The 15,351-nt window shown below is 48.1% G+C and carries 14 protein-coding genes and 12 tRNA genes; 18 read left to right on the plus strand and 8 right to left on the minus strand.

Annotated features, from left to right (window positions below; all coding sequences use genetic code 11):
• Window positions 1–83: 83 nt before the first annotated feature.
• The 8 genes from rsmG to rpmH all read right to left on the minus strand — a co-directional run bounded on the left by rsmG (window position 84) and on the right by rpmH (window position 6,907).
• Window positions 84–800, minus strand: a complete 717-nt coding sequence (gene rsmG / locus AN963_RS18575; protein ID WP_055746003.1) for a 16S rRNA (guanine(527)-N(7))-methyltransferase RsmG — start codon at window positions 798–800, stop codon at window positions 84–86.
• 12 nt (window positions 801–812) lie between these two features.
• Window positions 813–2,714, minus strand: coding sequence for a tRNA uridine-5-carboxymethylaminomethyl(34) synthesis enzyme MnmG (mnmG, locus tag AN963_RS18580; protein ID WP_055746004.1), 1,902 nt, complete (start codon window positions 2,712–2,714; stop codon window positions 813–815).
• Between the two features lie 28 nt (window positions 2,715–2,742).
• Window positions 2,743–4,119, minus strand: a complete 1,377-nt coding sequence (gene mnmE, locus AN963_RS18585; protein ID WP_055746005.1) for a tRNA uridine-5-carboxymethylaminomethyl(34) synthesis GTPase MnmE — start codon at window positions 4,117–4,119, stop codon at window positions 2,743–2,745.
• Window positions 4,120–4,410: 291 nt separating this feature from the next.
• On the minus strand, window positions 4,411–5,040 hold the full coding sequence (gene jag, locus AN963_RS18590; protein ID WP_055746006.1) for an RNA-binding cell elongation regulator Jag/EloR: 630 nt from the start codon (window positions 5,038–5,040) through the stop codon (window positions 4,411–4,413).
• Window positions 5,037–5,795: a membrane protein insertase YidC gene (gene yidC / locus AN963_RS18595; protein ID WP_055746007.1), complete on the minus strand. Its 759-nt coding sequence runs from the start codon at window positions 5,793–5,795 to the stop codon at window positions 5,037–5,039. The genes jag and yidC overlap by 4 nt, the downstream gene beginning before the upstream one ends.
• Before the next feature lie 40 nt (window positions 5,796–5,835).
• Window positions 5,836–6,060: a membrane protein insertion efficiency factor YidD gene (yidD, locus tag AN963_RS18600; RefSeq protein WP_055746367.1), complete on the minus strand. Its 225-nt coding sequence runs from the start codon at window positions 6,058–6,060 to the stop codon at window positions 5,836–5,838.
• A 4-nt stretch (window positions 6,061–6,064) separates the two neighbouring features.
• Entirely contained in the window at window positions 6,065–6,433 is a 369-nt protein-coding gene (rnpA, locus tag AN963_RS18605; RefSeq protein WP_055746008.1) for a ribonuclease P protein component, read from the minus strand.
• 339 nt (window positions 6,434–6,772) lie between these two features.
• Window positions 6,773–6,907 (minus strand): 50S ribosomal protein L34, encoded by a 135-nt coding sequence (rpmH, locus tag AN963_RS18610; protein ID WP_007720125.1) that lies wholly within the window; start codon window positions 6,905–6,907, stop codon window positions 6,773–6,775.
• Window positions 6,908–7,499: 592 nt separating this feature from the next.
• Between rpmH and dnaA the strand changes: the two genes are divergently transcribed.
• From dnaA to AN963_RS18700, 18 genes are all read left to right on the plus strand, one after another.
• Window positions 7,500–8,861 (plus strand): chromosomal replication initiator protein DnaA, encoded by a 1,362-nt coding sequence (gene dnaA / locus AN963_RS18615; RefSeq protein WP_055746009.1) that lies wholly within the window; start codon window positions 7,500–7,502, stop codon window positions 8,859–8,861.
• Between the two features lie 204 nt (window positions 8,862–9,065).
• The gene (gene dnaN, locus AN963_RS18620; RefSeq protein ID WP_055746010.1) at window positions 9,066–10,205 is read left to right on the plus strand and encodes a DNA polymerase III subunit beta; all 1,140 of its coding nucleotides are present in this window, start codon (window positions 9,066–9,068) and stop codon (window positions 10,203–10,205) included.
• Window positions 10,206–10,254: 49 nt separating this feature from the next.
• Complete coding sequence (gene yaaA / locus AN963_RS18625; protein ID WP_055746011.1) at window positions 10,255–10,470, plus strand: S4 domain-containing protein YaaA; 216 nt, start codon at window positions 10,255–10,257, stop codon at window positions 10,468–10,470.
• 16 nt (window positions 10,471–10,486) lie between these two features.
• On the plus strand, window positions 10,487–11,605 hold the full coding sequence (gene recF, locus AN963_RS18630) for a DNA replication/repair protein RecF (RefSeq protein WP_055746012.1): 1,119 nt from the start codon (window positions 10,487–10,489) through the stop codon (window positions 11,603–11,605).
• Between the two features lie 11 nt (window positions 11,606–11,616).
• On the plus strand, window positions 11,617–11,904 hold the full coding sequence (gene remB / locus AN963_RS18635; protein ID WP_055746013.1) for an extracellular matrix regulator RemB: 288 nt from the start codon (window positions 11,617–11,619) through the stop codon (window positions 11,902–11,904).
• A complete protein-coding gene (gene gyrB, locus AN963_RS18640) occupies window positions 11,904–13,826 on the plus strand; it encodes a DNA topoisomerase (ATP-hydrolyzing) subunit B (protein WP_055746014.1) in 1,923 nt (640 codons plus the stop codon). Before remB ends, gyrB begins: the two co-directional genes overlap by 1 nt.
• Before the next feature lie 211 nt (window positions 13,827–14,037).
• Window positions 14,038–14,114: transfer RNA gene (locus tag AN963_RS18645), tRNA-Ile, on the plus strand.
• A 34-nt stretch (window positions 14,115–14,148) separates the two neighbouring features.
• A tRNA-Ala gene (locus tag AN963_RS18650) sits at window positions 14,149–14,224 on the plus strand.
• Between the two features lie 37 nt (window positions 14,225–14,261).
• Window positions 14,262–14,337 (plus strand) — tRNA-Asn (locus tag AN963_RS18655).
• A gap of 5 nt (window positions 14,338–14,342) precedes the next feature.
• A tRNA-Thr gene (locus tag AN963_RS18660) sits at window positions 14,343–14,415 on the plus strand.
• 19 nt (window positions 14,416–14,434) lie between these two features.
• Window positions 14,435–14,508: transfer RNA gene (locus AN963_RS18665), tRNA-Glu, on the plus strand.
• A gap of 83 nt (window positions 14,509–14,591) precedes the next feature.
• Window positions 14,592–14,667: transfer RNA gene (locus AN963_RS18670), tRNA-Val, on the plus strand.
• Window positions 14,668–14,692: 25 nt separating this feature from the next.
• Window positions 14,693–14,769: transfer RNA gene (locus AN963_RS18675), tRNA-Asp, on the plus strand.
• Window positions 14,770–14,827: 58 nt separating this feature from the next.
• Window positions 14,828–14,903, plus strand: a tRNA-Phe gene (locus AN963_RS18680).
• 14 nt (window positions 14,904–14,917) lie between these two features.
• Window positions 14,918–14,993, plus strand: a tRNA-Thr gene (locus tag AN963_RS18685).
• 55 nt (window positions 14,994–15,048) lie between these two features.
• A tRNA-Tyr gene (locus tag AN963_RS18690) sits at window positions 15,049–15,133 on the plus strand.
• Between the two features lie 15 nt (window positions 15,134–15,148).
• Window positions 15,149–15,223, plus strand: a tRNA-Gln gene (locus AN963_RS18695).
• Window positions 15,224–15,230: 7 nt separating this feature from the next.
• Window positions 15,231–15,306: transfer RNA gene (locus tag AN963_RS18700), tRNA-Lys, on the plus strand.
• Window positions 15,307–15,351 lie beyond the last annotated feature (45 nt).

Below are 15,351 nucleotides of genomic sequence, written 5' to 3' on the forward strand. Positions count from 1 at the left end.
TAGACATGCCCTTTACCAACCATACAAAAAAGGTCGCAGCTTTTGTGCCACGACCTTCCCATACACCTAACAGCTATTCCCCACTAGATCAGTGGTTTCTTGGCCGGTATCCCAGCTTTTCGCGGATAGCTTTTCGGTGTCGCTTCCACTTTTTCCACGATCACGATGTTGCGCTCTCCTGCTTCCTCCATCAGGTGGAAGGTTTCCACTTTTCGCGTCTTGCCACCCAATGTTTTGATCGCCTTTTTCGCCTCGCCCAGCTCAAGAGTCATTTCAGCGCCTTTTAGAGCGATGAAGTGCCCACCGACTTTGGCAAATGGCAGACAAAACTCGGACAGCAAATTCATTCTCGCCACCGCACGAGCGACGACCAGCTGATATTTTTCCCGATGAACCGGTTCCTGACCGCGTTCTTCCGCACGACCATGTACAGGATTGAGATTTTCCAGTCCCAATTCACTCGCTACGTGCTGTAAAAAATTCATTCGTTTGTTCAGCGAATCAATAATGGTCATCTTCAGATGCGGAAAGCAGATTTTCAGAGGGATGCTGGGAAAGCCCGCTCCTCCTCCGATATCGACTACGGATTCTACCTTGTCAAAAGGGAAAAAGAAAGCAGGTGTAATAGAATCGTAAAAATGCTTGTTATACACCTGGCCCTCTTCGGTAATTCCCGTCAGATTCATTTTTTCGTTCCATTCGACCAGCAAATGAAAAAACTGATCGAATTGTTCCATCTGACGCTCTGTCAACACAATGCCTTTGGCACCCAACGCCTCAGCAAATTGCTCTTTCGTCATCTGCTATTCTCCTTACTCTGCCGCTCCTACGCGATTATACTGCTCCAAATATACCATCAATACGGAAATATCAGCAGGAGTAACCCCAGCGATACGCGCACCCTGACCGATATTCAATGGACGAATTCGGGACATGTTTTCACGCGCTTCTTTGGACATCCCCGAAATTTGATGGTAGTCCAGGTTTTCCGGAATTCGGCGTTCCTCCATCTTTTTCATCCGCTCTACTTGCTGGAGCGATTTTCGGATGTAGCCATCGTACTTGATCTGAATCTCTACCTGTTCGGCTACGTCTGCTGGCAATGGCTCTGCAGGAGGCATCATTTGAATGATATGACTGTAGTTCAATTCCGGACGACGCAGCAGCTGCGCCAGCTCGATCACCTCAGTCAATTCAGGAGAACCAGCAGCACGCAATACCTCTTGGACGTGCTCCATATCCGGACGTACACGCGTATTGTTGACCCGCTCTTTCTCTTGTTCAATCAATTGACGTTTCGCATGAAAACGATCATGACGATCTTCGCTGATCAAACCAATGTCATACCCGATATCCGTCAAACGCAGATCCGCATTATCATGACGCAAAAGTAGTCGATATTCGGCCCGAGAAGTAAGCAAACGGTAAGGCTCATGTGTTCCTTTCGTGACCAAATCATCAATCAGCACGCCGATGTAGGCTTCTTCACGGCCCAAAACAACAGGCGGTTTGTCTTGGACACGACGAGCTGCGTTAATTCCAGCCATCAATCCTTGGCCAGCCGCTTCCTCATATCCGGATGTTCCGTTAATTTGCCCTGCAGTAAAGAGACCTGGCAGAACTTTGGTTTCCAAAGAAGGCCACAGCTGCGTAGGCACGACTGCGTCATACTCAATCGCATAGCCAGGTCGCATCATTTTGACCTCTTCCATGCCCGACATCGAGCGAAGCATAGAGAGCTGCACGTCTTCTGGCAAGCTAGTGGACAAACCTTGCACGTACATTTCTTCGGTATGGCGTCCTTCTGGCTCCAGGAAGATCTGATGACGCGGCTTATCGTTGAAACGGACGACTTTATCCTCAATAGACGGGCAGTAACGTGGTCCTGTCCCTTCGATCATCCCCGAGTACATCGGTGCACGGTGCAAATTGCCATTGATCAGCTCATGCGTTTCTTCGTTTGTATAGGTCAGCCAGCAAGGCAGCTGGTCGGTGATAAACTCCGTTGTTTCATAGGAAAACGCACGTGGTTCCTCGTCTCCCGGCTGGATCTCCATTTTGGAAAAATCGATACTATTTTTATGAACGCGTGGTGGTGTACCTGTTTTAAAACGAGTCATTTCAAATCCGAGCTCTTTTAAGTGGTGCGCGAGACGGATAGAAGGACGCATGTTGTTCGGGCCGCTTTCATACTGCAAGTCACCCAAAATGATCTTTCCGCGCAGGTACGTACCAGTCGTCAGTACGACAGACTTTGCTTTGTAACGAGCGCCTGTCTGGGTCAGAACTCCTTCACAGACTCCATCGTTGACGATCAGCTCTTCTACCATCGCCTGACGCAGCAACAGATTCGGCGTATTTTCGATCGTGCGTTTCATTTCATGCTGGTAAGCAAATTTATCCGCTTGCGCGCGCAGCGCATGTACAGCAGGTCCTTTTCCTGTATTCAGCATGCGCATTTGAATATGCGTTTTATCTGTATTTCGACCCATTTCTCCGCCCAGTGCGTCAATTTCACGCACGACGTGCCCTTTGGCAGGGCCACCGACAGATGGGTTACATGGCATAAAAGCTACAGCATCCAAATTAATGGTTAACAGCAAAGTACTGCATCCCATCCGGGCAGCTGCCAATGCCGCTTCACACCCCGCATGCCCAGCCCCAATCACGATGACGTCAAACGAGCCAGCTTCATACATAGGTACAGCGTTCACTTTGTTTTCCTCCTCCTCATTCGTACTTTTACTTGCCTAGACAAAACTGGGAGAAGATCTGGTCGATCAAATCCTCACCGACACTTTCCCCGATGACTTCTCCTAACAGTTCCCACGCTTTCTTGATATCGATCTGGATCATATCGACTGGCATCTGCCCATCAATGCCACCCAGAGCTTCGTCCATGGCCAGCTCAGCCTGTCTCAGCAGATGGATATGGCGCGCATTGCTCACATAAGTCAGATCATCCTGCTGAACGCGTCCGCTGAAGAAAATCTCGCTGATCGCTTGCTCCAACAGCTCTATGCCGGTCTCTTCCCTAGCCGAAGTCATAATGAGCGGCTGCTGCGGGAAATGACGTTTGATCTCTTCCAAATCAATCTTTTGCGGCAAGTCAAACTTATTGACGATCACGATGACGGAAAAACCTATTGCTGCCTCAAAGATTGCGTAATCATCCGGGCTCAGAGGTTCATTATAATTGAGCACGAGCAGCACGAGGTCAGCTTTTTGCAACAACTGCCTAGATTTCTCCACGCCAATTTTTTCTACAATATCTTCGGTATCGCGAATCCCCGCTGTATCAATCAGACGCAAAGGAACACCGCGCACATTGACATACTCTTCAATCACATCACGCGTTGTCCCTGCAACATCCGTCACAATCGCCTTTTCCTCTTGTACCAAGCTATTCAGCAAAGAGGATTTCCCTACATTCGGCCGCCCAATAATCGCAGTCGACAATCCTTCACGTAGGATCTTCCCTTGCTTAGCCGTTTGCAACAGCCGCTTGATTTCCACCTTGACCTCTTCACACTTCCCACGCAAGAAATTTTGAGTAAATTCCTCGACGTCGTGCTCAGGATAGTCCAGCGTCACCTCTATATGTGCCATCGCTTCGATCAGATTTTGACGCAGCTGCCGAATCAGCCGGGAAAGCTTCCCCTCTACCTGATTCAATGCCACCTTCATCGCTCGGTCGGTTTTCGCCCGGATCAAATCGATGACGGCCTCTGCCTGAGACAAATCCACTCGTCCATTGAGAAACGCCCGTTTGGTAAACTCACCTGGCTCTGCCAATCTGGCGCCGTTCTCCAATATTAGCTCCAGCACACGCTCGACAGAAACGATTCCTCCGTGGCAATTGACCTCCACGACATCCTCCCGCGTAAACGTACGTGGTTCCCTCATGACCGAAACCAGCACCTCTTCAACGAGGCCACCTGTCTGTGGATCATGCAAATGTCCGTAATGAATCGTATGAGTGTCCACAGTGGACAACTCGTTCTTTCCTTTGTATATCTTATCCACAACTTCGATCGCTTCCGGGCCACTCACCCGGATCACGGCAATACCGCCCTCACCCATCGGTGTCGCGACCGCCGCTATCGTATCGAATTTCATGATGCTCACCTCAAGCTTTCCAATCAAAACAAGTCAGCTACTAACATACTAGCTTAACAGATCGCCTCGAAAAATACCAAAAGAAAGTGCAGTCCATGGGCGACCTCCCTATCCAATAGGAAAAAGCAACCCTGCGCTTCAAGGTTGCTCGCCGCATTTCTTATCCACAGTATGATCTTTTTCCTCGAACCCCAACCCTGCCAAGGGTTATCCACAGTGGATAACATACAAAGGTCTATCCATAAAAAATAGTGCGTCCCTAACTACGCCGAAACGCCAAAAAAAGGAAGCCTACTTAGAGGCTTCCTTTGGTGCGATAACGATATAACGATTCGGTTCGTCGCCCTCGCTAAACGTAACCACATCGGAACGTTTTTGCAAAAAGGCATGAATGACTTTTCGCTCTGCCGCCGACATAGGCTCCAAGCGTACATCTCGCTTGGTCGAAAGAGCTTTTTTTGCGACCCGATCCGCCAGCTGCTCCAATGTTTCCTTGCGGCGCAGCCGGTAGTTTTCAGCGTCCAACGTGATGCGTACGTGCTTGTCCGCATGACGGTTTGCTACGACGTTTACGAGATACTGCAGTGAATCAAGAGTTTGTCCCCTACGGCCAATAATGATTCCCAGATTTGTCCCCTGGATGTCAAACAGCACGCCTTCTTCATTTGAACGTTGCTCCACCTTGGCATCTACCTTCATGTTGGATAAAACGTCTTGAAGAAAATCACGTCCCTGTGCAACTGGGTCAAAATGAAACTCTACTTCCACTTTGGCGTCCTTGGTTCCAATTAGCCCAAACAGTCCTCTGCTCGGCTCCTCCAAAACGCGGACACTAGCCTTTTCACGAGGCACACCCAACTCCAGTAAAGCCTTCTGCACAGCATCGTCTATCGTTTTTGCCGTAGCTACCACCTTTTTCACTTGGAGGCTCCCTCCTTAGGAGTAAGCTTATTGCCTTTATCGCGGTACAGGAAATAGGTTTGGACGATAGTGAACAGGTTACCGTACACCCAGTACAGCGAGAGCGCCGATGGCAACGACACAGCGATAGCCAAGATCATCAGAGGCATCATGACCAGCATCATTTTCATCTGCGGATTTCCTTGAGTCGCCTGGCCCATCATTTTGGACTGCAGATAGGTCGTAGCAGCTGCCACAACCGGCAAGATATAGTATGGGTCTTTATCGCCCAGAGTCAGCCACAAGAAAGTCTGAGACTTGATTTCCGACGTCCGGATGATAGCGTGGTAGAATGCGATCAGAATCGGCATTTGTACCAGCATTGGCAAGCATCCAGCCAGAGGATTGACCCCATTCTTTTGGAAGATGGCCATGGTCTCTTGCTGAGCTTTTTGCGGATCATTCTTGTGCTTCTCGCGGATTTTTTGCATTTCCGGTTGAAGTTCCTGCATTTTCTTGGAGCTCTTGATCTGCTTGACCATCAAAGGAAGCACAATCAGACGAATAATGATCGTGGCTACCAGAATACCCAGACCATAGTTGTTACCGAGTATCAAAGCACTCTCTTTAATCAACCAGGACAAGGGATAAACCAAATACTTGTCCCAAATGCCGGTTGCGTCAGGGCCGATTGGTGCAGCTGTCTGAGGGTTACAGCCCGACAAAATGAGAACCAGCAAAGTCAGCATAAGCATGCTGAGGGTACGTCTGCTCAAGGGATGATCCTCCTTTTCCCCGCTTCAATGAGGTTATTGATTATTTGCGTTGATCCGGGACCGGATCAAATCCGCCCGGGTGGAACGGATGGCATTTAAGGATGCGACGAAGAGCCAGCCACCCTCCCTTCCACGCCCCAAATCTTCGAATAGATTCGATCGCGTAGTGAGAGCATGTAGGCGCGAACCTGCATGAAGGCGGTTTTAGTGGGGAAATGAACAGCTGATACCCACGAATAAGCCCCATCATGATTTTCGCAATCATCGCTTCACCCTCTTTTTCCATTATGTACGGGTGCCTGTTTGATCACTTTCGCCCTCTTCATGACGTGCAAAAGTGACTGCTCAATGGCTTCAAGCGACATGGACTCCACACCTGGCCGTGCAATGATGACCAGATCTAAACCAAGTGGAATCACATTTTCCAAACGCGCGACTGCTTCGCGGATCAGACGCTTGACCCTATTACGAATAACGGCATTGCCAATCTTTTTACTTACGGAAATTCCAGCGCGAAACGCAGCTCGTCCCTCCTGCTTGGCTGTATACAGGACAAACTGCTTATTGGCAGCCGAACTTCCTCGTTGAAACACTTCTTGAAACTGCTCATTCTTTTTGAGCCGGTGTGAACGATGCAAGGTGAACAACCCCTAACATCACAATTATAGTAGAAAACGCAAACAGCATCTACCAGTATATCCTTGTTTCGTTCACTTTTTTCCCTCAAGGGGAAATAGGATACAAGAAATCTAAAAAAAAGAATGCTCGACCCGTCCTTTAAATGAAAAAAGCCGGTAAATTCCTTGTCCTGTTTTCAAAAAGGCCCTCCTACCCTCTCGTAATGCCTCATCCTTTCGGTAGCTAGGTAATCATTTTCCTTCCAAAAGGTTCAACATCATTGCAGGACTTCCTCTTTTAGACGAACAAAGAATTTTCCGACTTTGAAAGTAAACAAAAAAGGCCACTAAAAGTGTGGCCTAAGCGGAAAGAACTTTTCTTCCTCTTTGACGACGAGCAGCCAAGATCTTACGGCCATTCTTTGTGCTCATGCGCTTACGGAATCCGTGATCCTTTTTGCGCTTGCGATTGTTAGGATTGAAAGATGGTTTCATTACGTATACACCTCCGCCTTTACAGACATTCTTTCGCATTATAAAAAGATATGCCTAAAAAGTCAAGTGACAGTGGAATTTCATTACCAAGGCAAATATCCCCACAAAACTATTTCCCAAAGGTTATACTAGCCTGTGGATATCGTTTTATCCACAAAAACAAAATTCGACAAGATTATCTACAGCTTGTACACAAAATATAGACGTGTGAATATGTGACCAGCACCAGTGGTTGTGTTTGTGGATAAGTATGAAAAAACCATTGATGCCAAGCCTTATATCTGTTATTATGTTTTTGTTTTGAAGCGTGAATAACTCCGATAGGTCAATCGGTTTTTCCACAGCATGTGGATAAGTTTGTGGACAGATTCCCACCTGTGTGTATGTTGTTACTCACAAGGGTGCGGATAACCGTCTGCTTTTTTTCTCTTCTCCGAGTGGAATCCCTTTTTTTCGACTTTTTTTATCCACAGTCGACTACCTATGACCGTGTTGACAACCGGGTCAAACATACGCGGATAATTGCAATTTTCTACGTCATTTCCTAACTTGTATTTTCATTTTTCGGATTGCCCAAAAGGAGGGATTCTGGTTGGATGCAGCGATTAGCGAGCTATGGCGCAAGGTCCTAGCCAAGATAGAAAAATCGCTAAGCAAACCCAGTTTTGATACCTGGCTAAAGGCGACCAAGGCAACCACTTTGGAAGAAGATGCGCTGATTGTCGTGGCGCCAAACGACTTTGCCAGGGATTGGCTCGAAACCAGGTACTCTCAATTGATTACCGATACACTATATGAAGTGACTGGAATCAATATGAAGGTAAAATTCGTCGTCCTGCAAAATCCGGATGCCGCTTTTGCCGATGAACAGCCTGTTCCACGTGCGAAAGCTCCAGCTCCGCCCATGGCTGCGGATGATCAACCACCCAGTATTTTGAATCCCAAGTACACATTCGACACGTTCGTCATTGGCTCGGGAAACCGTTTTGCTCATGCCGCATCTCTAGCAGTTGCAGAAGCTCCCGCCAAAGCGTACAATCCCCTCTTTATCTATGGGGGCGTTGGACTTGGAAAGACTCACTTGATGCACGCCATTGGCCATTATGTCATCCAGCACAATCCATCGGCTAAAGTGGTCTATTTGTCGTCTGAAAAATTTACAAATGAATTCATCAACTCGATCCGGGACAACAAGGCGGTTGAATTCCGCAACAAATACCGGAGCGTAGATGTTCTTTTGATTGACGACATTCAGTTTCTGGCTGGCAAAGAATCGACCCAGGAAGAATTTTTCCATACATTTAATGCATTGCACGAAGAAAGCAAGCAGATCATTATTTCCTCTGATCGACCTCCCAAGGAGATCCCGACATTGGAGGATCGGCTTCGCTCTCGCTTTGAATGGGGCCTGATTACGGATATCCAACCGCCGGATCTCGAGACGCGGATTGCGATTCTGCGAAAAAAGGCGAAAGCGGAGAACCTGGATATTCCTAATGAAGTCATGGCGTATATCGCCAATCAGATCGACAGCAATATTCGCGAGCTGGAAGGCGCTCTGATCCGTGTCGTAGCTTATTCGTCCCTCATTAATCGCGATATTGATACGCAGCTGGCTGCAGAAGCACTCAAGGATATCATTCCGTCATCTCGCCCTCGCGTGATTACCATCATCGATATTCAGCGAGCAGTCGGAGAGGCATACAGTCTCAAACTAGAAGATTTCAAGGCTAAAAAGCGGACGAAATCGGTAGCTTTTCCACGCCAAATTGCCATGTATCTGTCTCGAGAGCTGACCGATGCCTCGTTGCCCAAAATTGGTGATGAGTTCGGTGGACGTGACCATACCACCGTCATCCATGCGCATGAGAAAATCTCTCGTGCTCTGGCGAATGATCCGCAAATGCAGACGACGATTCAATCGCTCATTGAAAAGCTCAAAGCAAATCATTAAATCTGTGCATAACGCAAAAAGCCTATACACAACTTACCCACATGTGTATAGGCTCTCTTTTACGTATTCAGTCCACATATCCACAAATCCACAGGCCCTATTACTACTTCTGTTAAAAAGATATATCCTAATAAGATATGATAAAAGCGAAGCCATTATGCGTGGCTCCAAAAAATAATGGCTAGAGAGAGGGAGGCTACGTTGATGCATATCACCGTTCAACGAGACAAGCTATCTAACGCTGTTTCACATGTAAGTAAAGCAGTTTCCAGCCGAACCACGATTCCAATTTTGACGGGAATTAAGATAAAAACAGATGACGAAGGTCTGACCCTAACTGCTAGTGATTCCGATATTTCTATCGAGGTTCAGATTCCTTTGGAAGAAGCAGGCGAATGGGGAGTAACGGTCCATCAGCCAGGCAGCATCGTTTTGACGGCTCGTATTTTCAGTGAAATCGTACGAAAACTGCCTAGCAACGAAATTCACATTCAAGTGGATGATCGTTTGGTGACCCAAATTCGTTCGGGCCAAGCTGAATTCACCATCAATGGGATGGACGCTAGCGAATATCCTCAATTGCCGCATTTGGAAGAGGATAAAGTCTTCAGCGTTCCTTGTGATTTGCTGAAATCCATGATTCGTCAAACCGTTTTCGGCGTATCCACTTCGGAAATGCGTCCAATTTTGACTGGATTGATGTGGTCTTTGGAAAAAGGTCAATTGCGTTTTGTCGCGACAGATAGCCATCGCTTGGCAAGCCGTACAGCAATGGTCGAATGCCGAGAAGATCTTTCGTTTCACAATGTAGTCGTACCGGGTAAAAGCTGTAACGAATTGGTAAAGATATTGGATGACGAACAAAATCCGGCGGATATCGTCGTAGCGGACAACCAAATCCTGGTGAAGTCCAAGCATATTCTGTTCTACTCCCGCCTGCTGGAAGGTACGTACCCGGACACGACCCGGATCATTCCTCAAGGCAGCAAAACGGAGATTACTGTCAGTACCAAAGAGTTTTTGCAGTCGATCGAGCGCGCTTCCTTGCTCTCTCGCGAAGGCAAATCCAACGTGGTAAAGCTGGTTACGCTCCCTGATGGAAGTGTAGAAATTACGTCTAATGCTCCTGAAATCGGGAAAGTAACAGACATTTTGATGCCGAAAGTGATGAACGGAGAAGAGCTGAAGATCTCCTTCAACGCCAAATACATGATTGACGCGCTTCGTGCCATTGACAGCAGTGAGATCAAAGCAAGCTTCACTGGTCCAATGAGCCCGTTCGTCATTCGTCCGACTGACCACGACTGGATGCTCCATTTGATTCTGCCAGTCCGTACTTACTAGGCGTTTTTTCGTAAAAGGATGTTTTTACGTAAAAGAAAGGGGCCCTACCATGCGTGAGGTTTCCATCAAGACCGAATATATCGCCCTTGGGCAATTTTTAAAGCTGGCTGAAGTCATCGATACAGGAGGCATGGCCAAAGCATTTCTCGCCGAAGTGCCCATTCACATTAATGGTGAAGTGGATAATCGGCGTGGCCGCAAGCTGTATCCAGGCGATGAAGTGGCGATTGAAGGCTTTGGCCGCTATCAGGTGGTCAGCCGCTGAGAGGAGCGCGCGATTCTTGTTTCTCAAGAACCTTTCGCTAACCAACTATCGCAATTACGAGTCGCTTTCCTTATCGTTTGATGGTCCGATCCAACTGTTTATTGGCAACAATGCGCAAGGGAAAACCAACGTGTTGGAGTCTATATACGTACTTGCCCTGGCCAAATCCCATCGCACGCCCCGGGATAAGGAGCTGATTGCATGGGAGGCCGACTATGCAGCCATCCGTAGTGATGTTCTTCGTCGCTACGGATCTGTTCGTTTGGAGCTGCAGTTGACAGCCAAGGGAAAGCGGGCCAAAATCAACGGAATGGAGCAACAGAAACTCAGTGCTTATGTAGGGGCTCTGAATGTGGTGATGTTTGCTCCGGAAGACCTGTCCATCGTGAAGGGAGCGCCCGCTCAACGCAGACGCTTTATCGACATGGAAATTGGCCAGGTGTCACCGACCTATCTGTATTATTTGAGCAATTACAACAAGGTATTGCAGCAGAGGAATCAGCTTTTAAAAGATTTGGCTATGAAAAAAAGCCACTCTTTGGAAATGCTGTCAATTTGGAATACCCAATTAGCCGATTTAGCGGTAAAATTGTTACGGAAGCGTTTTGAGTTCATTCGGAAGCTGGAGACGTGGGCGAAGGAAATCCACACCGGCATTACCGACGGCAGGGAAACGCTCTCTTTGCATTATGAAAATTCTTCAACAGTTACAGAAGAGCTGGCGGCAGAGCAGGCAGTGGATGTACTCCTGGCTGCCTATGAAGAAGTGCGCGACCGGGAAATCATGCGCGGGAGCACACTGATCGGGCCACATCGTGATGACTTTTCACTCAAAGTGAACGGCATGGATGTGCAAACGTATGGTTCGCAGGGGCAGCAACGCACCAGCGCGCTGTCCATCAAATTGGCTGAAATCGAGCTGATTAAAGAAGAAGTGGGCGAGTACCCCGTTCTTTTGTTGGATGATGTCTTGTCAGAGCTGGATGAACATCGGCAAACCTTATTGCTCGAGACGATTCAGGATCGTGTACAGACGTTTGTAAGCACCACGGGTGTGGAAGGCTTAAAGCATCAGGTTCTCCAGCAAGCCTCTCGTTTCTACGTGAGGGAAGGGAGCATATCGGGGGAAAGGTAGGGAAAACAGGAATGTTTATACACATTGGTGGGGATACTGTGGTGAGCACGAAGGAAGTTATTTCCATTCTTGATCATCAGACGATGAAGTCCTCAAAAATCAATAAAGCTTTCTTGCATGAGAAACGGAAAACGATTGTGGATCATAGCGAGGAAGAAACGAAGTCCTACGTGATCACCCAGGACGCCATATACTGTTCACCTATTTCTTCTCTGACGCTGAAGCGACGCGCTCAGTTCGTGGACAGCTTGGATCAGGTTCCCTTTGCACAAGCTGAAGTGGAGGAGTTGACAGAGTAGTGGATCAAGCGACAAAAGATACAAACTACGATGCTAGTCAGATTCAGGTACTGGAAGGGTTAGAGGCAGTTCGGAAACGTCCCGGCATGTATATCGGGTCTACCAGTAGCCGCGGTTTGCATCACCTGGTATGGGAGATTGTCGACAACGCTATTGACGAAGCGCTTGCCGGTTATTGTGACAATATTTTGGTAGTCATTCAGCCGGACAACTCCATCGCTGTAACCGATAATGGCCGGGGGATTCCTACCGGTATTCATGAAAAGACCGGAAAATCAACAGTTGAGACTGTATTGACCGTCTTGCATGCTGGCGGTAAATTTGGCGGTGGCGGATATAAAGTCTCTGGCGGTTTGCATGGTGTAGGTAGTTCGGTAGTTAACGCGCTGTCCGAATGGATGGACGTAGAAGTCAAGCAAAACGGTAACGTGTACCACATGCGTTTTTCGACGGGAGCACCCGATGCGGATCTGGCAGTGGTAGGCGAAACAGAAGAGACCGGAACGAAGGTCACCTTCAAGCCTGACCCGACTATCTTTACCGAAACGACCGTGTTTGAATACGATATTTTGCAAAAACGCATTCGTGAGCTTGCTTTCCTCAACAAAGGATTGCGGATCACGCTCCGAGATGCTCGTCCAGGTCAGGAGAGGGAAGAATCTTTCCACTACGAGGGCGGTATCGTACAATTCGTGGAATACCTGAACAAAAACAGGGAAGCTCTGCATGAAGATGTCATCTATTGCGAAGGCGAAAAAGAAGGATTGCTGGTGGAGGTTGCCCTGCAGTACAACGACAGCTACCTTAGCAATATTTATTCCTTCGCCAATAACATTAATACACACGAAGGCGGAACTCACGAGACAGGGTTTAAGACAGCACTGACTCGTGTGATTAACGACTACAGCCGCAAATTTAACTTCCTGAAGGAAAAGGATCCAAATCTGTCCGGCGATGATGTGCGCGAAGGGATTACTGCGATCATTTCCGTAAAGATTCAGGAGCCTCAGTTCGAGGGTCAAACCAAAACCAAGCTCGGCAACTCTGAAGCACGGAGTATTACCGAATCTGTTTTTGGTGATCGTTTCAACTCCTTCATGGAGGAGAATCCGGGCGTAGCCAAGAAAGTCGTTGAGAAAGCCCTGATGGCGTCTCGTGCCCGTGAAGCAGCTCGTAAAGCACGTGAGATGACACGACGCAAAAGTGCTCTGGAAGTCAGTGCATTGCCGGGTAAATTGGCTGACTGCTCGTCCAAGGACGCGTCTGAGTCTGAATTGTTCATCGTAGAGGGTGACTCTGCGGGTGGTTCTGCGAAAATGGGTCGCGATCGTCATTTCCAGGCGATCCTGCCTTTGCGCGGAAAAGTATTGAACGTAGAGAAGGCTCGTCTGGACAAAATCTTGGCCAATAACGAGATTCGTGCGATCATCACGGCGCTTGGTACTGGTGTAGGTGAAGACTTTGACATTGCCAAAGCGCGTTACCACAAAGTAGTTATCATGACGGATGCCGACGTGGACGGATCTCACATCCGTACCCTTTTGCTGACGTTCTTCTATCGCTACATGAGACAGTTGATTGAAGCTGGCTATATTTATATTGCGCAGCCACCTCTTTTCAGCATCAAGCAAGGAAAGCAGCTGCATTATGCTTATACCGACCAACAACGGGATGAAATTCTCGCCACGTTAAAAACGACTCCTAAACCAAATATTCAACGTTATAAAGGCTTGGGAGAGATGAACGCCGATCAATTGTGGGAAACAACGATGGATCCTGAAATGCGTACGCTCCTGCAAGTAAATCTGGAAGACATCATGGAGTCTGACAGCGTGTTTGAGACGTTGATGGGCGATGAAGTAGAACCGCGCAGGGAGTTTATCGAACAATTCGCTGCGACTGTACGTGATCTCGATATCTAAATTAAAGATTTGACCGGTCATATGGTAAGGGGCTCAGCTATTCTAGCGGTGTATTCTTATACATTTGCGGATCGCTGAGCCCTTTTTCTTGTGCTTCCGAAGAAGGTTTTCGGTGCATTTTTTTAAAAAATTTTAGACAGAGAGAAAAAAATCAGATTTTCTATTGCAATGATTAAAAATATATGCTAGATTAAAAGTCCAGAAGGAACACGGGCCTATAGCTCAGTTGGTTAGAGCGCACGCCTGATAAGCGTGAGGTCGGCTGTTCGAGTCAGCCTAGGCCCACCATTTATACACACAATTTACAATAGAGTTTTTACATGGGGCTGTAGCTCAGTTGGGAGAGCGCCTGCCTTGCAAGCAGGAGGTCATCGGTTCGATCCCGTTCAGCTCCACCATGTATCTCAATCGGCTTCAGTCCGGAAATCGAATTATTCCTCGGTAGCTCAGTTGGTAGAGCAATCGGCTGTTAACCGATCGGTCGGCGGTTCGAGTCCGTCCCGAGGAGCCATCTACGCTCCTGTAGCTCAGTCGGTAGAGCGTTTCCATGGTAAGGAAGAGGTCGCAGGTTCGATTCCTGTCGGGAGCACCTCGAAATTTTTACATATGGCCCGTTGGTGAAGCGGTTTAACACAGCAGCCTTTCACGCTGTCATACAGGGGTTCGAATCCCCTACGGGTCACCTAATTTCCCCACAAAGTGAAGCGGATGATTCAAAGCAACACCGAGTACTTTGAGGGGACCCCGACAACGAGTTGGGGATCTGGAGGCTTAGCTCAGCTGGGAGAGCATCTGCCTTACAAGCAGAGGGTCGGCGGTTCGATCCCGTCAGCCTCCACCACTATTAAAACGAAATAATCAATCATGGAGCTGTGGTGAAGTTGGAGTTCACGCCGGTCTGTCACACCGGAGGTCGCGGGTTCGAGTCCCGTCAGCTCCGCCATTTCTAAAATGGCGAAGGCCATTCTTACTCAAGCAATGGTAAGTAACGAAATGCTTGAGGCTCGGTAGCTCAGTCGGTAGAGCAGAGGACTGAAAATCCTCGTGTCGGCGGTTCGATTCCGTCCCGAGCCACCATTCATATTAATCACGCCGGTATAGCTCAATTGGTAGAGCACCTGACTTGTAATCAGGGGGTTGTGGGTTCAAGTCCTATTGCCGGCACCACCTTACAAAACCATGGTATTTACGGTGTATGAGTAAGGGAAAACAAGGACAAGCTGGGGAGATAGCGAAGTGGCTAAACGCGGCAGACTGTAAATCTGCTCCCTCTGGGTTCGGCGGTTCGAATCCGTCTCTCCCCACCATTTATTCTTGGCTGTTGGGGTATAGCCAAGCGGTAAGGCAACGGACTTTGACTCCGTCATTCCTAGGTTCAAATCCTAGTACCCCAGCCATTTGCACGAGCCATTAGCTCAGTTGGTAGAGCATCTGACTTTTAATCAGAGGGTCGAAGGTTCGAGTCCTTCATGGCTCACCAGTATTTATCCCCCCAAAAAAGTGAAGTGTGTCGTTAAAACACATT

Source organism: Brevibacillus choshinensis (assembly GCF_001420695.1).
Lineage (GTDB): Bacteria > Bacillota > Bacilli > Brevibacillales > Brevibacillaceae > Brevibacillus > Brevibacillus choshinensis.